The sequence below is a fragment of the Halomonas sp. B23F22_20 genome, assembly GCF_043496985.1.
In the GTDB taxonomy this organism is placed as follows: Bacteria; Pseudomonadota; Gammaproteobacteria; order Pseudomonadales; family Halomonadaceae; genus Halomonas.
The window spans coordinates 81,507-100,807 of record NZ_JBIEKH010000009.1 but is presented as its reverse complement, the minus strand read 5'-3'; the positions used below and the strand labels follow the sequence as shown (position 1 = coordinate 100,807).

17 protein-coding genes are annotated in these 19,301 nt (G+C 66.6%); 8 read left to right on the top strand and 9 right to left on the bottom strand.

Annotated elements, in window-relative coordinates:
- Positions 1-3 precede the first annotated feature (3 nt).
- The 4 genes from ACGTN6_RS09305 to ACGTN6_RS09290 all read left to right on the top strand — a co-directional run bounded on the left by ACGTN6_RS09305 (position 4) and on the right by ACGTN6_RS09290 (position 4,776).
- Positions 4-438, top strand: a complete 435-nt coding sequence (locus ACGTN6_RS09305) for an acyl-CoA thioesterase (protein ID WP_394591170.1) — start codon at positions 4-6, stop codon at positions 436-438.
- 193 nt (positions 439-631) lie between these two features.
- Complete coding sequence (ald, locus tag ACGTN6_RS09300) at positions 632-1,747, top strand: alanine dehydrogenase (RefSeq protein ID WP_394591169.1); 1,116 nt, start codon at positions 632-634, stop codon at positions 1,745-1,747.
- A gap of 141 nt (positions 1,748-1,888) precedes the next feature.
- Positions 1,889-2,914: a tryptophan--tRNA ligase gene (gene trpS / locus ACGTN6_RS09295; RefSeq protein ID WP_394591167.1), complete on the top strand. Its 1,026-nt coding sequence runs from the start codon at positions 1,889-1,891 to the stop codon at positions 2,912-2,914.
- A gap of 182 nt (positions 2,915-3,096) precedes the next feature.
- On the top strand, positions 3,097-4,776 hold the full coding sequence (locus ACGTN6_RS09290) for an NAD-dependent malic enzyme (protein ID WP_394591166.1): 1,680 nt from the start codon (positions 3,097-3,099) through the stop codon (positions 4,774-4,776).
- A 169-nt stretch (positions 4,777-4,945) separates the two neighbouring features.
- Here ACGTN6_RS09290 and acnA read toward each other — a convergent pair whose 3' ends face one another.
- On the bottom strand, positions 4,946-7,693 hold the full coding sequence (gene acnA, locus ACGTN6_RS09285) for an aconitate hydratase AcnA (RefSeq protein ID WP_394591165.1): 2,748 nt from the start codon (positions 7,691-7,693) through the stop codon (positions 4,946-4,948).
- Positions 7,694-7,857: 164 nt separating this feature from the next.
- Between acnA and ACGTN6_RS09280 the strand changes: the two genes are divergently transcribed.
- The 3 genes from ACGTN6_RS09280 (at position 7,858) to trxB (ending at position 9,920) form a co-directional block, all read left to right on the top strand.
- On the top strand, positions 7,858-8,067 hold the full coding sequence (locus ACGTN6_RS09280; protein ID WP_394591164.1) for a CPXCG motif-containing cysteine-rich protein: 210 nt from the start codon (positions 7,858-7,860) through the stop codon (positions 8,065-8,067).
- 166 nt (positions 8,068-8,233) lie between these two features.
- Positions 8,234-8,836, top strand: a complete 603-nt coding sequence (locus ACGTN6_RS09275) for a peroxiredoxin (protein ID WP_394591163.1) — start codon at positions 8,234-8,236, stop codon at positions 8,834-8,836.
- Between the two features lie 133 nt (positions 8,837-8,969).
- Positions 8,970-9,920: a thioredoxin-disulfide reductase gene (trxB, locus tag ACGTN6_RS09270; RefSeq protein ID WP_394591162.1), complete on the top strand. Its 951-nt coding sequence runs from the start codon at positions 8,970-8,972 to the stop codon at positions 9,918-9,920.
- 128 nt (positions 9,921-10,048) lie between these two features.
- Here trxB and ACGTN6_RS09265 read toward each other — a convergent pair whose 3' ends face one another.
- The gene (locus ACGTN6_RS09265) at positions 10,049-10,294 is read right to left on the bottom strand and encodes a SlyX family protein (RefSeq protein WP_394591159.1); all 246 of its coding nucleotides are present in this window, start codon (positions 10,292-10,294) and stop codon (positions 10,049-10,051) included.
- A 359-nt stretch (positions 10,295-10,653) separates the two neighbouring features.
- Here ACGTN6_RS09265 and ACGTN6_RS09260 point away from each other — a divergent pair, with 359 nt between their 5' ends.
- Entirely contained in the window at positions 10,654-11,118 is a 465-nt protein-coding gene (locus ACGTN6_RS09260; RefSeq protein ID WP_394591158.1) for a cold-shock protein, read from the top strand.
- Positions 11,119-11,297: 179 nt separating this feature from the next.
- On the opposite strand, the gene ACGTN6_RS09255 is transcribed toward ACGTN6_RS09260, so the two are convergent.
- The 7 genes from ACGTN6_RS09255 to map all read right to left on the bottom strand — a co-directional run bounded on the left by ACGTN6_RS09255 (position 11,298) and on the right by map (position 19,267).
- Positions 11,298-11,684 (bottom strand): hypothetical protein, encoded by a 387-nt coding sequence (locus ACGTN6_RS09255; protein WP_394591157.1) that lies wholly within the window; start codon positions 11,682-11,684, stop codon positions 11,298-11,300.
- Between the two features lie 7 nt (positions 11,685-11,691).
- Positions 11,692-12,867 carry a succinyl-diaminopimelate desuccinylase gene (gene dapE / locus ACGTN6_RS09250; protein ID WP_394591155.1) on the bottom strand — a complete coding sequence of 392 codons (1,176 nt, stop codon included), beginning with the start codon at positions 12,865-12,867 and terminating at the stop codon, positions 11,692-11,694.
- 51 nt (positions 12,868-12,918) lie between these two features.
- Entirely contained in the window at positions 12,919-13,944 is a 1,026-nt protein-coding gene (dapD, locus tag ACGTN6_RS09245; RefSeq protein WP_394591154.1) for a 2,3,4,5-tetrahydropyridine-2,6-dicarboxylate N-succinyltransferase, read from the bottom strand.
- A 59-nt stretch (positions 13,945-14,003) separates the two neighbouring features.
- Positions 14,004-14,342: an arsenate reductase gene (locus tag ACGTN6_RS09240; protein ID WP_183388675.1), complete on the bottom strand. Its 339-nt coding sequence runs from the start codon at positions 14,340-14,342 to the stop codon at positions 14,004-14,006.
- A 16-nt stretch (positions 14,343-14,358) separates the two neighbouring features.
- Positions 14,359-15,558 (bottom strand): succinyldiaminopimelate transaminase, encoded by a 1,200-nt coding sequence (gene dapC, locus ACGTN6_RS09235; RefSeq protein WP_394591153.1) that lies wholly within the window; start codon positions 15,556-15,558, stop codon positions 14,359-14,361.
- A 228-nt stretch (positions 15,559-15,786) separates the two neighbouring features.
- Positions 15,787-18,465, bottom strand: a complete 2,679-nt coding sequence (locus ACGTN6_RS09230) for a [protein-PII] uridylyltransferase (RefSeq protein WP_394591152.1) — start codon at positions 18,463-18,465, stop codon at positions 15,787-15,789.
- Positions 18,466-18,475: 10 nt separating this feature from the next.
- Complete coding sequence (gene map, locus ACGTN6_RS09225) at positions 18,476-19,267, bottom strand: type I methionyl aminopeptidase (protein ID WP_394591151.1); 792 nt, start codon at positions 19,265-19,267, stop codon at positions 18,476-18,478.
- Between the last annotated feature and the right edge of the window lie 34 nt (positions 19,268-19,301).

Here is a 19,301-nt window from a genome sequence, read left to right as displayed (position 1 = left end):
GCCATGTGCTGGGATTTACCCGAGCCCTTCGTGATCGATCTGGAGGTCGAGGGGTCGGCCATCGATGCCTTCGGCCATGCCAATAATGCCGAGTATCTGCGCTGGGTGGAGCAGTCGAGCTGGGCGCATTCGGCGTCCCTCGGCCTGACCCTCGCACGCTATCGAGAACTCGACCGCGCCATGGCAGTGCAGCGTCACGAGCTGGATTACCTGGCGCCGGCGTTCGAGGGCGATGGCCTGCGGCTGGCCACCTGGATCGTCGCCTGCGACGGCCGCCTGACCCTGACCCGCCGCTTCCAGCTCTATCGTCCCGCCGATGGCCGTACCCTGCTGCGAGCGCGCACGCGTTTTGCCTGTATCGCGCTGTCCAGCGGCCGCCCCCGTCGCCTGCCCGAGGCCTTCCTGGCCGGCTATGGACGCGCGCTGGTGAAAGAGTGATCACTCTTGAAGGGATTTTCTGATTTCTGTCTCGCTGTTGGATATATGTTCTGAGCGAGGCGGCCTCTTCCTGGATTTTTTGTCTTTTTATTGCGTGATCTCTTCGTGATTGTCCTGCTGTGCTGTAATGAAGCGGTGAGTCACCTCATCCAACAATATGTCGTTCAACGACTCGGCACCGGAGGACCTCCCCATGCAGATCGCCGTCCCCAAGGAAATCAAGAATCATGAATATCGCGTCGCCCTGACCCCCAGCGGCGCCCGTGAACTGGTTGGCCGTGGTCACACGGTGACCGTCCAGGCCGGTGCCGGCGAGGGCGCCGGTTTCCCCGACGCCGACTACGAGGCGGCCGGGGCGCGGCTTGAGGCTGACGTGGCCAAGGTGTGGTCCGAGGCCGAGCTGATCCTCAAGGTCAAGGAGCCCCAGCCCGAGGAGGTGGCACGCCTGTCTCGCGGCCAGACGCTGTTCACCTACCTGCACCTGGCCGCCGAGGAGCCGCTGACCCGCGGCCTGATGGAGAGCGGCGCTACCTGCATCGCCTACGAGACCATCACCGCGGCCCAGGGCGGCCTGCCGCTGCTGGCGCCGATGAGCACCGTGGCCGGGCGCATGGCCGTGCAGGCGGGCGCCCACAGCCTGGAGAAGGCCCAGGGCGGTGCCGGCATCCTGCTGCCGGGCGTGCCGGGCGTGGCGCCGGCCAAGGTGACCGTGATCGGCGGCGGCGTGGTCGGCGAGAACGCCGCGCGCATGGCGCTGGGATTGGGCGCCGAGGTGACGGTGCTGGACAAGTCCATCCCGCGCCTGGAGACCCTGGACGATCGCTACCAGGGCCGCATGAAGACCGTCTTCTCCACCGCCGACAGCCTGGAAGAGGCGGTTCGCGAGTCCGACCTGATCATCGGTGCCGTGCTGGTGCCCGGGGCCGCCGCGCCCAAGCTGATCAACCGGGCGATGCTGGCCGACATGAAGCCGGGCAGCGTGCTGGTGGACGTGGCCATCGATCAGGGCGGCTGCTTCGAGACCAGCAAGCCGACGACCCATGCCGAGCCGACCTACGTGGTCGACGGCGTGGTGCACTACTGCGTGGCCAACATGCCGGGCGCGGTGGCGCGCACCTCCACTCAGGCGCTGACCAATGCCACCCTGCCGTTCGTCGTCGCCCTGGCCGACAAGGGCTGGAAACAGGCGCTGGCCGATGACGCCCACTTCGCCCAGGGGCTCAACGTCCATGAGGGACAGCTGACCTACCGGGCCGTGGCCGAAGCCTTCGGGCTCGAGTACGTGGAGACCGCGCGGCTGATTGGCTGAGGCCGTCACGCGTGCGGACCGGAGGGCCGGGACTCCCGTGAGGGAGCCCGGCCCTTTGCGGTATGCCGTCCGGCAGGTCGCCTTGACCGGGGCGCCGCGTTACCATAGCGGGCATTCGAGAGCCAGCTGAGTTCCGCATTCATGACCGCACCTTCCGACAAGACCCGTGTGCTGACGGGCATCACCACCACCGGCACGCCTCACCTCGGCAACTATGTCGGGGCCATCAAACCCGCCATCGCGGCGAGCCAGGACCCCAGCGTTCAGTCCTACTATTTCCTCGCCGACTTGCATGCGCTGATCAAGTGTCAGGACCCCAAGCGCGTCCAGCAGTCGCGCCTGGAGATCGCCGCCACCTGGCTGGCGCTCGGCCTGGATACCGACAACGCCATCTTCTACCGCCAGTCGGACATCCCCGAGATTCCCGAGCTGACCTGGATGCTGTCCTGTGTCTGTGCCAAGGGGCTGATGAACCGTGCCCATGCCTACAAGGCGGCGGTGGCCGACAACGAGGAATCGGGCAGCCCCGACCCCGACCGCGGCGTCACCATGGGGCTGTTCGGCTATCCGGTGCTGATGGCGGCGGATATCCTGATGTTCAACGCCCACCGGGTGCCGGTGGGGCGCGATCAGATCCAGCATATCGAGATGGCCCGGGACATGGGCGGGCGCTTCAACCATCTGTTCAAGGACCAGTTCTTCACCCAGCCCGAGGCGGTGGTGGACGAGCGCGTTCAGGTGCTCAACGGCCTGGACGGCCGCAAGATGTCCAAGAGCTACGAGAACACCATTCCGCTGTTCGTCTCCGAGAAGAAACTGCAGAAGCTGGTGCGCAAGATCAAGACCAACTCGCTGGAGCCCGGCGAGCCCAAGGACCCCGACACCTGCACTCTGTTCCAGATCTACTCGGCGTTCGCCAGCGCCGAGGAGACCGCGGCCATGCGCACCGAGTACGAGAACGGCATCGGCTGGGGCGAGGCCAAGAACCGGGTCTTCGAGTACCTCAACGCCCACTTGCGCGAGCCCCGCGAGCGCTACCAGGCGCTGCTGGAAGATCCCGCTCACATAGAGACGGTGCTGCGCCAGGGGGCCGAGCGTGCCCGTGCCGAAGCCGCTCCCTTCATGGATCGCCTACGCCAGGCGGTCGGGTTGGGCCGATTCGTCTAGCCTGAGAGTCGCACGTTTTTGCCTGCGCCGGTGTCATGGTCCATGGCCGAGGGACCGGCATGATAGAGTAGCGAGCAAGACGCCGCCGAGCCGTGTTCGAAACATTGGAGAGTGTAGACACTTCCCCGGACATGGCCAGAGCGTCACGGCCCGCATTCCCGACACAGCATGAGACGAACTTGATGACCAGCGAAGCCAAGCGCCCCCTCTATGTGCCCTACGCCGGCCCTCCCTTGCTCGAGATGCCCCTGCTCAACAAGGGGAGCGCCTTTACCCGTGAGGAACGGTTCGAGTTCAATCTTATCGGGCTGCTGCCCCAGAACGTCGAGACCATCGAGGAGCAGGCCGAGCGGGCCTATCGCCAGTACCGCCAGTGTCAGACAGATCTGGACCGCCACATCTACCTGCGCGGGATTCAGGACGACAACGAGACGCTCTATTTTCGCCTGGTGTCCGAGCATCTCGAGGAGATGCTGCCGATCATCTATACGCCTACGGTGGGGCAGGCCTGCGAGGAATTCTCCAACATCTATCGCAACCACCGCGGGCTGTTCATCTCCTACCCCGATCGCGACCGCATGGATGACATCCTGCGCAGCGCCACCAAGGACCAGGTGAAGGTGATCGTGGTCACCGATGGTGAGCGCATTCTTGGTCTGGGCGACCAGGGCATCGGCGGTATGGGCATTCCCATCGGCAAGCTGTCGCTGTACACCGCCTGCGGCGGCATCAGCCCGGCCTACACCCTGCCGATCCAGCTCGACGTGGGCACCAACAACGAGGCGCTGCTGGCCGATCCCATGTACATGGGCTGGCGCCATCCGCGTATCGCCCAGGAAGACTACGACGCCTTCATGGCCGATTTCATCAGCGCCGTGAAGCGTCGCTGGCCGAATGTGCTGCTGCAGTTCGAGGACTTCGCCCAGACCAACGCCCTGCCGCTGCTCGAGCGCTATCGCGACGAGCTGTGCTGCTTCAACGACGACATCCAGGGCACCGCCGCAGTCTGTGTGGGGACCCTGATGGCGGCCTGCCAGGCCCGAGAGGAGGGCGTCGGCGATCAGCGGGTGGTGGTCGTCGGGGCCGGCTCGGCCGGCTGCGGCATTGCCGAGCAGATCGTGGTGGCGATGCAGGCCGAGGGGCTCACCGAGGCCGAGGCGCGACGGCGCATCTTCATGGTCGACCGCGAGGGCCTGGTGACCGGGAATCAGGAGTGGCTGCGCGGCTTCCAGCGTCGCCTGGCCCAGGACCCGGCGCTGGTCGCCGACTGGGACGGCCAGTCGCTGCTGGAGGTGGTCAAGCAGGTCAAGCCGACCGTGCTGCTCGGGGTCTGTGGCCAGCAGGGCCTGTTCACCGAAGAGGTAATCCGCACCATGCACGCCGGCTGCGCTTCGCCGCTGGTGATGCCGCTGTCCAATCCCACCTCGCGCGTCGAGGCGGTGCCCGAGGACGTGATTCGCTGGACCGACGGCCATGCCATGGTGGCTACCGGCAGCCCCTTCCCGCCGGTGGAATACAAGGGAAAGCGCTATCCGATTGCCCAGTGTAACAACGCCTATATCTTCCCGGGCATCGGCCTTGGGGTGCTCGCCGCCAAGGCCGGGCGCATCACCGACGCCATGCTGATGTCCGCCTCCCGGGCCCTGGCCCGCGAGGCGCCGGTGGCCAAGACCGGTGAGGGGGCGGTGCTGCCGGCACTGTCCGACATTCGCGAGCTGTCCAAGGCCATCGCCTTCGAGGTGGCGGCCCAGGCCCAGCATGAAGGCGTGGCGCTTCAGTCCGATGCCCAGACCCTGCGTGACGCCATCGAACGCAATTTCTGGACGCCGGCATATCGCCGCTATCGTCGCCGCTCGTTCTGACGTCTGGCTGAGGGCTGCGGGTTAAGGGAGCTGCGGGCTAAGGGCCACGAGCTACGAGCGGTTGGTTGCCAGCCCGATGCGATGGAGACTGCTCGAGGCCCGAAACGAAACAGGCCCCGCCGGATAGCCGGCGGGGCCTGTCACTTTCAGGACACTGAGGGCCGTTCGATCAGGCCGACCCGATCATCTTGCGCAGCACGTAGTGCAGGATGCCGCCGTGGCGGTAGTACTCCAGTTCGTTGGCGGTGTCGATGCGGCACAGCGCCTCGAGGGTCTCCTCTCCCTTGTCGCTCTCGATGGTCACCTCGACCGTGCCGCCCGGGGTGAGCTCGCCGAGCCCCTTGACGGAGACTCGCTCGTCGCCGGTCAGGCCGAGGGTCTGGCGGGTCTCGCCTTCGGGGAACTGCAGCGGCACCACGCCCATGCCGATCAGGTTGGAGCGGTGGATGCGCTCGAAGGACTCGGCCAGTACCGCACGCACGCCGAGCAGCCGGGTGCCCTTGGCGGCCCAGTCGCGGCTGGAACCGGTGCCGTATTCCTTGCCGGCGATCACCACCAGCGGCGTGCCTTCCTGCTGATACTGCATGGCCGCGTCGTAGATGGCCATCTGCTTGCCGGACGGCACATGGCGTGTCTCGCCGCCCACCACCCCGTCGAGCATCTCGTTTCTGATGCGCACGTTGGCGAAGGTGCCGCGCATCATGATCTCGTGGTTGCCGCGCCGCGAGCCGTAGGAGTTGAAGTCCACCGGCTTGACCCCGCGCTCCTGCAGGTAGCGGCCCGCCGGGCTGTCGGGCTTGATGGCGCCGGCTGGCGAGATGTGGTCGGTGGTCACCGAGTCGCCGAGCAGGGCCAGCACGTGGGCGCGTTCGACGTCCTCGGTGGCGGCGGGCTCGCGCCCCATGCCGTCGAAGAACGGCGGATGCTGGATGTAGGTCGAGGCCTCGTCCCACTGGTAGACCTGGCTCTCGGGCACGTCGATGGCCTGCCAGACCTCGTCGCCCTCGAACACCTCGGCGTATTCCTTGCGGTACATCTCGGTGCGTACCTGCTCGACCGCCTCGGCGATCTCGGCCTGGGAGGGCCAGAGGTCCTTGAGGTAGACCGGCTTGCCGTGGGTGTCGACGCCGAGGGCGTCGTTGACCAGGTCCATCTGGACGTTGCCGGCCAGCGCATAGGCCACCACCAGGGGCGGCGAGGCCAGCCAGTTGGTCTTGACCAGCGGATGGACGCGGCCCTCGAAGTTGCGGTTGCCGGACAGCACCGAGGCCACCGCCAGGTCGCCGTCGGTGATCGCCTGCTCGATGGGCTCGGGCAGCGGGCCGGAGTTGCCGATGCAGGTGGTGCAGCCATAGCCCACCAGGTTGAAGCCCAGGGCGTCCAAGTCGTCCTGCACGCCGCCGGCGGCCAGGTAGTCGGTGACCACCTTGGAGCCGGGCGCCAGCGAGGTCTTGACCCAGGGCTTGGTGTCGAGCCCGCGCGCCCGGGCGTTGCGGGCCAGCAGGCCGGCGGCCATCATCACGCTGGGGTTGGAGGTGTTGGTGCAGGAGGTGATGGCGGCGATCACCACCGCGCCGGGGTCGAGGCGGAAGGCCTCGCCGTCGAGGTCGACCTCCTGGCTGTCGTGGTGCTCGTAGCTTTCCTCCACGCCCACCGCGGTCTGGCCGCCCTCGGACATCAGCTTGCCGTTCTCGGTCGAGGACGCGGGCTGCTTGCCGTCGTCTTCCATGACCTTGGCGAAGGCGCGGGGCATGTCCTTGAGCTCGACCCGGTCCTGCGGGCGTTTGGGACCGGCCAGGCTGGCTTCCACTTCGCCCATGTCCAGCGCCAGCATGTCGCTGAAGATCGGCTCGGCGCCGGGCTCTCGCCACAGGCCCTGGGCCTTGCAGTAGGCCTCGACCAGGGCGACCTGCTCGTCGTCGCGGCCGGTCAGGCGCATATAGTGCAGCGTCTCGTCGTCCACCGGGAAGAAGCCGCAGGTGGCGCCGTATTCGGGGGCCATGTTGGCGATGGTGGCACGGTCGGCCAGCGGCAGGTCCTTGAGGCCGTCGCCGTAGAACTCGACGAACTTGCCGACCACGCCGCGCTCACGCAGCATCTGGGTCACCGTCAGCACCAGGTCGGTGGCGGTGATGCCCTCGCGCAGCTTGCCGGTGAGCTTGAAGCCCACCACCTCGGGGATCAGCATCGACACCGGCTGTCCGAGCATGGCGGCCTCGGCCTCGATGCCGCCGACGCCCCAGCCCAGCACGCCCAGGCCGTTGATCATGGTGGTGTGGGAGTCGGTGCCGACCAGTGTGTCGGGGTAGGCGAGCGTCTTGCCGTCCTCCTCCTTGGTCCACACCGTCTTGCCGAGGTACTCCAGGTTGACCTGGTGGCAGATGCCCGTGCCCGGCGGTACCACGCGGAAGTTGTCGAAGGCCTGCTGGCCCCAGCGCAGGAACTCGTAGCGCTCGCGGTTACGCTCCATCTCGATGGCGACGTTGTCCTTGAAGGCGCTGGGATCGCCGAAGTGGTCGACCATCACAGAGTGGTCGATGACCAGGTCCACCGGCGATAGCGGGTTGATGCGCGAGGGCTCCTCGCCGAGAGTCTCGACGGCGGCACGCATCGAGGCCAGGTCGACTACACCGGGCACGCCGGTGAAGTCCTGCATCAGCACTCGGGCCGGCCGATAGCCGATCTCGCGATCGGACGAGGCCGTCTTCTGCCAGTCGACCAGCGCCTGCATGTCCTCCTGGCTGACGCCTTCCTGGCCGGCGAAGCGCAGCTGATTTTCCAGCAGGATCTTCAGCGTCATCGGCAGGCGGTCGATGTCGCCCAGCGCCTCGGCCGCCTTCGGCAGGCTATGATAGTGATAGGTGATGCCGGCGGCCTTCAGGGGCTGCAGGGTCTCCGGTAGGGACGAGGTGCTCATGCTGTCCTCCTGTCACGGGGAAGTTATCGAACCATCCTGGTCCTTTCAGTATGACATGGTCATGATAGATGGCCTTTTCAAGCGGCGCGTCGATGAGCTCGCCCCTTGAAATGCTGCCCCCGACCCCCATATACGCTGCGGCGACTCACGCCGAGGGAGGTTTCGTGCACGAGGAAGCGCTCGACAGCCATGCTGTTCGCTGTCCCTATTGCGATACGGCCTTCGAGCTGCAGGTCGATGCATCGCAAGGCAGCCATGCGACCTGGGAAGACTGTCCACGCTGCTGTGCGCCGATACAGCTGCGTATCGAGGTGTCACTCGTCAGTGGTGAACTCGAATCTCTCAGCCTGGGCCGCGACGACGACGTGCTGTGAGTCCGGGCGTCCCTGCCTGGGCGAGTCGCAGCGGAATACGAATACATAGCCATTGTCTATCAATGCCATTGATCTGACCTAATGGCGCCGCGAGAATGCCTGACCTAGCGTAGGCATTTCGCATTCACTCACCCTGAGTGTCATTCACGACTGCAAGGAGTTTTGCATGAGCGTACTGGTTGGACGTCAAGCCCCCGATTTCGAAGCCGCCGCTGTCCTGGGCAATGGCGAGATCGTCGAGAACTTCAAGCTCTCCGACAGCAACGGCAAGCTGCGCGTGCTGTTCTTCTGGCCGCTGGACTTCACCTTCGTGTGCCCGTCCGAGATCATCGCCCACGACAACCGCCTGGCCCAGTTCAAGGAGCTCGGCGTCGAGGTGATCGGCGTGTCCATCGACTCCCAGTTCACCCACCACGCCTGGCGCCTGACCGCGCCGGAGAAGGGCGGCATCGGTGAGGTCGGCTTCCCGATCGTGGCCGACGTCAAGCACGAGATCACCCAGGCTTACGGCATTGAGCATCCGGACGCCGGCGTCGCCATGCGCGGCTCCTTCCTGATCGACGAGGACGGTGTCGTCCAGCACCAGGTCGTCAACAACCTGCCGCTGGGCCGCAACGTCGACGAGATGCTGCGCATGGTCAAGGCCCTGCAGTTCCACCAGAAGAACGGCGAAGTCTGCCCGGCCGGCTGGGACGAAGGCCAGGAAGGCATGAAGGACACCGCCGAAGGTGTCGCGAGCTACCTGGGCAACCACGCCGGCGCTCTCTAAGCCCGCGTGATGTCTCCAGGGGCGGCCTTCGGGCCGCCCCTTGCGTCCCCGACAGCGGCCTTCGCGATGCCGACGGCTCGCCGCCATCGCCAAGCCCGTTGCTCCATCCTTTCGAGAATTGCGAGGTTCCCCCATGAGCGAAGCGCGCCACGAACGCCTGATCATCCTCGGGTCCGGTCCGGCCGGCTATACCGCGGCGGTCTATGCGGCCCGCGCCAACCTGAAGCCGCTGTTGATCACCGGCATCCAGGCCGGCGGCCAGCTGACCACCACTACGGACGTGGACAACTGGCCGGGTGACGACACCGGCGTGCAGGGCCCCGAGCTGATGGAGCGCATGAAGCGCCATGCCGAGCGCTTCGACACCGAAGTGCTGTTCGACCATATCCATGAGGTCGAGCTGCGCGGCAAGCCCTACACCCTCAAGGGTGACAACGGCACCTACACCTGCGACGCGCTGATCATCGCCACCGGCGCCAGCGCCCGTTATCTTGGCCTGGAGTCCGAGCAGCGGTTCATGGGCCAGGGCGTGTCGGCGTGCGCGACCTGTGACGGTTTCTTCTACCGCAACCAGGAGGTCGTGGTGGTCGGCGGTGGCAACACTGCGGTGGAGGAGGCGCTGTATCTCTCCAACATCGCCTCCAAGGTCACCCTGGTGCATCGCCGCGACAGCCTGCGTGCCGAGAAGATTCTTCAGGACAAGCTGTTCGAGAAAGCCGAGAACGGCAACGTCGAGCTGGTATGGAACCATACCCTGGACGAAGTGCTGGGCGACAATACCGGCGTCACCGGCGCGCGGCTGAAGTCTACCGAGGATGGCAGCACCCGCGAGATCAATGCGCCTGGCGTGTTCATCGCCATCGGCCATAGCCCCAACACCGGCATCTTCGAGGGCCAGTTGGACATGGCCGGCGGCTACATCAAGGTGCAGTCCGGCCTCGAGGGCAACGCCACCGCCACCAGCGTGCCCGGCGTGTTCGCCGCCGGCGACGTCATGGACCACGTCTACCGCCAGGCGGTGACGTCCGCCGGTACCGGCTGCATGGCGGCGCTGGACGCCGAGCGGTATCTGGACGAGCTGTAACCGGGCTTCGCCCGGAGCTGGAAGAACGCCCGCTTCGCGGGCTTAAGCTGGAAGCTTTGAGTAAAAGCTCACTACATGGCCGGATCAGGCTGTCTTCCAGCTTCCAGCTTCCAGCTGCCGCGAAGCGGCTAGTAATGCGGCGGCACCTCGTCTTCCGGACCGGGTGTCGTCGCATCGGCTTCCTGTAGCGCCTGCTGCTGCTCGCGCAGTTTCTGCTGCATCAGCGCGTTGAGGCGTTCCAGCTGCATCAGGCGCCGTTCCTGGGTGGCTATTGCCTGGTCCAGGGTGTCCAGCCAGTGTTCCTGGTGGGCGAGGCGACTCTCCAGGGCCTCTAGTCGTGCCGCCTGGTCGGAGGGCGTGTCGTCGTCGTGCATGATAGACTCCTTATGTCGCGTCAATGCTCGTCATGGCGCGGCTTGTCTTGGTCGTCTCTGACAAGTGTCTGCGTTTGGTGATTCAGCGTCGAACATCGGCTCTTGCATACGTCCGGTCCGTACGTTCATCGATAGCCGGCCGGCTCGAGCTTGGATGGGGTATCCCCGCCGGTTCTTCGCCTGGCGACCCACGTGGTAGCGGAAAGGGCGTAGGTCCGTATGGAATGGGCCTTGTCTCGCCTTGTCGCGCTGATCTGTCAGACCAAGTCCATGCAATCGGATCGGGGGCGGTCCGCTGGCCGTTCGGTGCCTCGATCCCATCACATCCGTTCCCAACGATAAGAGAGTATCCGAGGTTTATGAATCGAAAGATCGTGTTTCGTTGTAGTGTCGTCAGTCTGTTGCTCGCCGCGCCGGCGCCGTTGCTGATCGCCCTGTTCATTCAGCTCACCGGGGGAGAGCTGTCCCGTGAGCTGTTTGCCAGCCTCGAGGTCGGTGGTCTGTCGGTGGTCTATGTCGCCGCAGCCCTGGCGGTCTTCCTGCTGTTGCTGGTGGCCACCCTGGCGATCAACGCCCTGACGCCTCAGCTGTCCAACATCGCCGAGGTCGAGGAAGACGGTCGCGAGATCGGCGAGGTGAAGTGGTTCAACGTCAACAAGGGCTATGGCTTCATCACCCGCGACAGCGGCGAGGACGTCTTCGTCCACTTCCGCGCCATCCGCGGCCGTGGTCATCGCACCCTGGCCGAGGGGCAGAAGGTGAAGTATCACGTCTCGCGCAATGACAGAGGATTGCAGGCCGATGACGTCACCGTCATCACCTGAAAACTGGCCTGCGCTCGATCATACTGCGTTGGAAGGTCGTCTCGAGATGCTCATTTACTAAAGTAAACTCCGCTCTCTCGGCGACCTTCCGCCTTGTCTGATCTTCGCTCGGCGCCGTTTTTCCTTGCTGCCATGCAACGACATCGCCCCGCATTCTTGCGGGGCGATGTCGTATTGGGTTACTGCCCCGAGTCGGGCCAGTCGATGGTGGCTTCGGCGCCGTCCGGCAGCACCTGCAGGAAGCGGTCCGGATCGTCGCCGGGCTGCCAGCCGCCCAGCGAGCAGCGTACCTCGCAGCCGAGCCGCTTGGCGGCCGCACGCGCCAGGTCGGTGTCGGTGGGCCAGGGCGACTCGGCGCTGTCCAGCCACAGGCTGGCGAAGCCGTCGGCGGCCTTGTCCACCAGCAGTACCGGTATCTCTGCATCTCCGTGGTGGCCGCGGGTGCGCCAGCGGTGCTTGCCGGCCGGCGCCAGGGGCGCGGCGTCGAGTGCCTCGCCGAGCCAGGCATTCAGTGCCTCGGGTTCGACGCGCGCCAGGTAGATCTCGATATCGGGATAGCGTTCCATGACGTCCTCAGGGGCGTGACGTGCCGTCGACGAACAGCCGCGTCAGGATGGCTTCATAGACCCGGCTGAGATCGTCCAGGTCGGCGGCACGCACCCGTTCGTTGACCTTGTGAATGGTGTCGTTGCGCGGGCCGAGTTCGACCACCTGGCTGCCCAGGGTGGCGATGAAGCGGCCGTCGGAGGTGCCCCCGGCGGTGGACAGCTCGGGCCGACGGCCGAGCACGTCTTCGACGCCGCCGACCGCGGCGTCCACCAGTTCGCCCTCCGAGGTCAGGAAAGGCTCGCCGTTGAGGGTCCAGTCGATGTGGAAGTCCAGGCCGTGGGCCTCGAGGATCGCCTCGGTGCGCGCGCGCAGCGTTTCGTGGGTCAGGGCGGTGGAGTAGCGGAAGTTGAACACCACCTCCACGTCGCCGGGAATGACGTTGGTGGCGCCGGTGCCCGAGCGGATGTTGGAAATCTGGAAGCTGGTCGCCGGGAAGAAGTCGTTGCCGCCGTCCCAGTGTTCGCGCACCAGGGCATCCAGCGCCGGGGCGGCCTGGTGGATGGGGTTGCGCGCCAGGTGCGGATAGGCCACATGGCCCTGCACGCCCTTGATGTGCAGCACGCCGCCCAGCGAGCCGCGGCGGCCGTTCTTGATCACGTCGCCGAGTCGCTCGGTGGAGGAGGGCTCGCCGACGATGCAGTAGTCGAGGCGATCGTGGGCCTCGCGCAGGTGCTCGACCACGGCGCGGGTGCCGTCCACCGCTGGGCCTTCCTCGTCGGAGGTGATCAGGAAGGCGAGGCGACCCGAGTGGTCGGGGTGGGCGGCCACGAAGCGTTCCACGGCGGTGATCATGGCGGCCAGGCTGCCCTTCATGTCGGCGGCACCGCGCCCGCACAGCATGCCGTCGTCATCGATGCGTGGCTCGAAGGGAGGATACTCCCAGTGCACGTCCGGGCCGCTGGGCACCACGTCGGTATGGCCGGCGAAGGCCAGCACCGGTCCGTGGTGGCCGCGCACCGCCCAGAAGTTCTCGACATCGCCGAAGGGCAGGCGCTCGATGTTGAAGCCGAGGCGTTCAAGGCGCTCGATCATCAGGTCCTGGCAGCCCAGGTCGTCGGGCGTCACGGATGGGCGGCGCATCAGCGCCATGGCGAGTTCGAGGGTCGGGGATAGCGAGGAATCGGAAGTGGTCGAGGTCATTCGGGGTTCCGGCGGGCCGAACCCCGGCGCCCGAGAGCGCCGGGGCGAGGCTCAGTTGTGGGCGTGCAGGGCTTCGTTGAGGGCGATGGCGCTCTTGTTGGTCAGGCACTCGATGCGGCCGTTCTGGGAGTTGCGGCGCAGCAGCAGGTCGTCCTGGCCGGCCAGCTCGCGGGCCGCCACCACCTCGGCTTCCTGGCCCTGGTCGTCGAGCACGGCAACCTTGGCGCCGGCGGTAATGTAGAGGCCGGCCTCCACGGTGCAGCGATCGCCCAGCGGGATGCCGATGCCGGCGTTGGCGCCGATCAGGCAGCCCTCACCGACCTTGATCACGATGTTGCCGCCGCCGGACAGGGTGCCCATGGTGGAACAACCGCCGCCCAGGTCGGAGCCCTTGCCGACCATCACGCCGGCAGAGATGCGGCCTTCGATCATGCCCGGGCCTTCGGTGCCGGCGTTGAAGTTGACGAAACCCTCGTGCATCACGGTGGTGCCTTCGCCGAGGTAGGCGCCCAGGCGCACCCGGGCGGTGTCGCCAATGCGCACGCCGGCGGGGACCACGTAGTCGGTCATCTTGGGGAACTTGTCGACGCAATCCACCGACAGGGTGCGGCCTTCCAGGCGCGCCTTGAGACGCCGTGCCGGCAGCTCCTCGATGTCGATCGGGCCTTCGCTGGACCAGGCGATGTTGCGCAGCAGGCCGAACATGCCGGTCAGGTCGACGCCGTGGGGTTTGACCAGGCGATGCGACAGCAGGTGCAGCTTGAGGTAGACCTCCGGGGCGCTCTGCGGCGGCAGGTCCTCGGCGATGAAGGTTGCCACCAGCGGCCGCTGGCTGGACGCCATGGTCTCGGCGAGCTCGGCCTGGGCGGCGTGGCCGGCGGCCTTGAGGGCCGCGGCGAGTTCGGCGCACTGCTCCGGCAGGAAGCTGATGGCGGCGTTGCCAGCGGGGGCGTCGAGCACCTTGGCGGCGGCCTCGACGAGGGCGGCGTCAGGGTTCAGCAGCGGTGCCGGGTAGTAGATTTCCAGCCAGTCGCCCTGGGTGTTCTGGGAGCCGATTCCGAGTGCAAAGCTGAGCATTGAGGGTGTCCTCTCGCGTAAGTCGTTGGCGTCGTCGTAAGGGATGGGCCTTGGCCCGTCTATAGGTCGTCGTAGTCGCCGTCGCGGAAGCCGACGCGGATCTCGTCGCCGGTATCCAGCAGCGGGCGCTTGAGCAGGGTGGGGTTGGCCAGCATCAGCTCGCGGGCCTTGTTGGCATCGACCTCTGCCTTGTCTTCGTCGGGCAGCTGCCGCCAGGTGGTGCTGCGTTTGTTGAGCAGAGTCAGCACCGGCACCTGCTCGAGGATATGCTCGAGCAAGGCGGCGGACAGGCCGTCCTCGCGCAGATCGTGGAACTGGAAGGGTTGGCCCTTGCCATCCAGAGCCTTGCGCGCCTTGCGACAGGTATCGCAGTTCTTGATCCCGAACAGCGTCATCATGGCGTTGACCTCCTGGTCATGCGTGGCGTTCGACGTGGCGGCGCAGCCGGCGGGCGGCTTCGGCGGTGGCATCGAGCTCGTCCACCAGCGCCAGACGGAGACGGCCAGCGCCTGGGTTGGTGGCGTCGGCCCCCGGGCGGCCCATGTAGCTGCCGGGCAGCACGCTGACGTGCTGTTCGGCGAACAGCGTTCGGGCGAAGTCTTCGTCGTTGCCGCCGGGCACCGCCGGCCACAGGTAGAAGCTGGCCTCGGGGGTGGGGAAATCCATCACCGGGGTGAGGATCTCGGTCACCGCGGCGAACTTCTCGCGGTAGGCGTCACGGTTGGCGCGCACGTGGGTCTCGTCGTGCCAGGCGGCGATCGAGGCGTGCTGCAGCGGCAGCGACATGGCACAGCCGTGATAGGTGCGGTAGCGGCGGAAGGCCGCTATCAGGTCGGCGTCGCCGGCCACGAAGCCCGAGCGGAGCCCCGGCAGGTTGGAGCGCTTGGACAGCGAGTGGAACACCAGGCAGCGCCGATAATCGTGGCGGCCAAGTTCGGCGCAGGCCTGCAGCAGGCCCGGCGGCGGGGCCTGCTCGTCCAGGTAGAGCTCCGAGTAGCACTCGTCGGCGGCAACGATGAAGTCGAATTCGTCGGCCAGCGCGATCAGCTTCTTGAGCTCGCCGAGGGGCGTCACTGCACCGGTGGGGTTGCCCGGCGAGCAGGTGAAGACGATCTGCACGTCGCGCCAGGTCTCGGCCGGCACCGCGTCGAGGTCGGGGCGGAAGCCGTGCTCGGCGCGGCAGTCCAGGTAGAGCGGTGTGCCGCCGGCCAGCAGGGCGGCGCCCTCGTAGATCTGGTAGAAGGGGTTGGGCACGGCGACCCGGGCCGGGCGAGTGCGATCAAGGGCTGCCTGGACGAAGGCGAAGATCGCCTCTCGGGTGCCGTTGACCGGCAGTACCTGATGCGTGGCGTCCAGTCCTTCGAGGGCGAAGCGCCGCCGGGTCCAGTCGGCGATGGCGCCGCGCAGCTCGGGCGTGCCGTTGGTGGCCGGGTAGCGTGCCATGTCGCCGAGGTGGGCCGTCAGCGCCTCCAGGGCGCCGGCATAGGGGGCGTGGCGCGGCTCACCGATGGTCAGCGGTATGTGGGCCAGACCCTCGGGCGGTGTCGTGCCGGCCTTGAGGGCGGCGAGCTTCTCGAAGGGGTAAGGCTGGAGAGCGTCGAGATCGGGGTTCATGGGTGTCCAGTCTGGCCGTGGTCGGCGTCGTTATGATGTCTCGTGGCAAGACGCCGATTATAGGGAACCCCCAGTGGGGCCTCAAACGCCAGACACTGCGCAGGCTGATCCGTCGACAAGTCTTCGAGCGGGGCCGGCCCTCCGAGGCGCGATGAGCCCGTCCCTGGGCGCTTCCTTTGGCCCTGCTCCGCTTGCAGGTCCGGTGCTGGCCATCCGTGGCCGGCCCGCTCAGCCGCGAATATCGAGCACCTCGATGAGCCTTTCGCGCAGGCGCTGCTGGCGCTCAGGGTCGGTGATCGGTTCGCCGGCCTTGTCGGTGATGAAGAACACGTCCTCGACCCGCTCGCCGAGGGTGGCGATCTTGGCCGCCGAGAGCGCGATGTCCTGCTCCATGAAGATGCGCCCGACTCGAGCCAGCAGGCCGGGGCGGTCCGGCGCAGTGAGTTCCAGCAGGGTGCGTCCGCCTGCGGTGTCCTGCTCGATGGCGACCTCGGTGGGTACCCGGAAATGCTTGAGCTGGCGCGGGGTGTGACGGGTGACGATCTGCGGGTAGTCGTCCGGGTCGTCGAGCTCCTCCACCAGGTGGCGGCGGATCTCCTCCAGGCGTGCCGGCTCGCGGATGGCGCGGTTGAGGTCGTCGAGGACGATGAAGGTGTTGAGCGTCCAGTCGTTGCTGGAGGTGGCGATGCGGGCATCGTGGATCGACAGCCCGAGCTGTTCCATGGCCGCCGAGGTGGCGGCGAACAGGTCGTCCACCGAGCGGGTGTGGATGAACACCTTGGTGCCGCCCTCGGCCATGTCGTCGGTGGGTGCGCTGATCATCACCAGCGGCAGCTCGCTGCCCTGGTGAGCGAGGATGCCCTGAGTCTGCCAGGCGATCTCGCTGGGCGCATACTGCAGGAAGTAGTCTTCGCCGAGGGATTCCCACAGCCGGTCGACGCGAGTCATGTCGGCGCCCACGGTGGCCAGCAGGGAGTGGGCCTCGTCGCGGGTCTCGCGCACCGAGTCGTCGCGCTCCAGCGGGTTCTCCAGGCCGCGGCGCAGGGCGCGCTTGGTCTGGGCATGGAGCTGGCGCAGCAGCGAGGCCCGCCAGCCGTTCCACAGCGTGGGGTTGGTGGCGGTGATGTCGGCCACGGTCAGCACGTAGAGGTAGTCGAGGCGGGTTTCGTCGCCGACCTCGCGGGCGAATTCGCTGATCACCTCCGGATCGCTGATATCGCGCTTCTGGGCGACCATCGACATCAGCAGGTGATGTTCCACCAGCCAGGCCACCAGACGGGTATCGCGGCTCGACAGGCCGTGCAGCGCGGCAAAGGCTTCCACGTCCCGGGCGCCGATCAGCGAGTGGTCGCCGCCGCGGCCCTTGCCGATGTCGTGGAACAGCCCGGCGATCCACAGCAGCTCCAGCTTGGGTAGCTGTTGCACGAGGTTGGCGGCCACCGGATAGGTCTCCCGGGCCTCGGCCTTGCGGAAGCCGTGGATGCATTTCAGCAGCCGCAGTGTGTGGGCGTCCACGGTGTAGATGTGGAAGAGGTCGTGCTGCATCAGCCCTATCGCCTGGCCGAAGGCGGGCAGGTACTTGCCGAGCACACCGTAGCGATTCATGCGCCGCAGCTGGCGGGCGACGTTGCCGCTGGAGCGCAGCAGGGCCATGAACAGCCGCTGGTGGCGTGGATCTTCGCGGTAGCGATCGTCGATGAGGTGGCGATGGTCGCGGATCAGGCGGATGGTGTCGGCGCGAACGCCTTCGATCTCCGGGTGTTCGGCCATCAGCAGGAACAGCTCGAGCAGCGCCGAGGGCGATTCTCGGAACACCGCCCGAGAGCGCGCCTGGATATAGCCGCCGGTGATCTCGAAGCGGGCGTTGATCGACACCGTCTCCAGTGCCTCGCCGCCGCGCAGGATGGCCTCGTCGAAGTGCTGCAGCAGCATGTCGTTGAGTCCGGCCAGGGCGGTGACGTGGCGATAATAACGCTTCATGAACTGCTCGACGGCGAGGCGCTCGGGCGTGTCCTGGTAGCCGAACAGCTCGGCGATGGTGCGTTGGTGATCGAACAGCAGGCGATCCTCGGCGCGCCCGGTGAGCATGTGCAGGGCATAGCGCACCTGCCACAGGAAGGCCTGGCCCTGGCTCAGGATGCGAAGCTCGGCGTCGTTCATGAAGCCGATGTCGACGATGTCCTCGTAGCGCTGGGTGCCGAAGTGGCGCTTGGCGACCCAGCCGATCATCTGGATGTCGCGCAGCCCGCCGGGCGAGCTCTTGATGTTGGGTTCGAGGTGGTACTCGGAGTTGTTGAAGCGATAGTGGCGGGCGATCTGCTCCTGCCACTTGGCCTCGAAGAAGTAGTCCGCCGGCCACAGTCGGTCGGTGGCGATGCGCGCCTGCATGGCCTCTCGCAGCCGCTCGGGGCCGGCCAGGGTGCGCGACTCGAGCAGGTTGGTGATCACCGTGACGTCGGCGGCCGCCTCGCGCTCGCAGTCGCCGAGCGAGCGTACGCTGTGGCCGATCTCCAGGCCGATGTCCCACAGGAAGGTGATAAAGGCCGATAGTGACTCGCGATAGGGGTGGTCATCATCCCCCTCGAGCAGCAGCAGCAGGTCGACGTCGGAGTGGGGATGCAGCTCGCCGCGACCGTAGCCGCCCACGGCGAGCAGGGCGATGCCCTCGGGCCAGTCATGCTGCTCCCAGGCGAGTGCCAGCAGTCGGTCCAGGCACCAGGCGCGGCCATGTATCAGGTCGCGGATGTCGCTGCCGGCATGGAAGCGAGCCTCCAGCCGGGTCTGGATCTCGGCCAGCGCCGCCTTGAACGGGGCGATCGGCGAACGGCTGCCGGTCAGCTCGGAGCGGAAGGCCTCGACGTCGAACAGGCTCTCGTCTGGCGTGAAGGCGTAGTGGTGGAGCAGCATGGCGGCCGGCTCAGCGAGAGAGGAATGAAAGGTCTTCGTCGCTGCGCGCGGTGAGCACCTCCACCCCGTTGTCGGTGACCAGCAGGGTGTGTTCCCACTGGGCGCTGAGGCTCTTGTCCTTGGTCACGGCGGTCCAGCCGTCACGCAGTACCTTGGTGCGATGGTCGCCGACATTGATCATCGGTTCGATGGTGAAGCACATTCCTGCCTTAAGCGCGATGTCCGCCTCCGGCGCATAGCCGTCGTAGTGGAGCACCTGCGGATCCTCGTGGAAGCCGGCACCGATGCCGTGGCCGCAGAAATCGCGTACCACCGCGTAGCCGTTGGCTTCGGCATGCTGCTGGATGACGCGCGCAAGCTCGGAAAGGCGCGCGCCAGGGCGTACCAGGGCGATGCTCTTGTAGAGGCACTCCTGAGTGACCCGGCACAGGCGGCTGCCCTGGATGCTCTCGCCGACGATGAACATCACGCTGGAGTCGCCGTGGTAGCCGTCGACGGTCTTCACCGTGACGTCCAGGTTCATGATGTCGCCCTTCTTGAGCTTCTTGCCATCATCGGGAATGCCATGGCACACCACGTGATTGATCGAGGTGCAGACCGACTTGGGGAAGCCGTGGTAGTTGAGAGGCGCGGGCGTCGAGCCCAGTTCGCGCACGATATAGTCGTGACAGCGGCGATCGATCTCGCCGGTGGTGACGCCGGCCTCGATATGGGGGGCGATCATCTCCAGCACGCTGGCGGCCTGGCGACCCGCCTCGCGCATCTTCTCGATCTCGTCGGACGTCTTGATGGGTACGTTCATGGAATCTCGGTATCAGGGGTGGTGTCGCCGGATT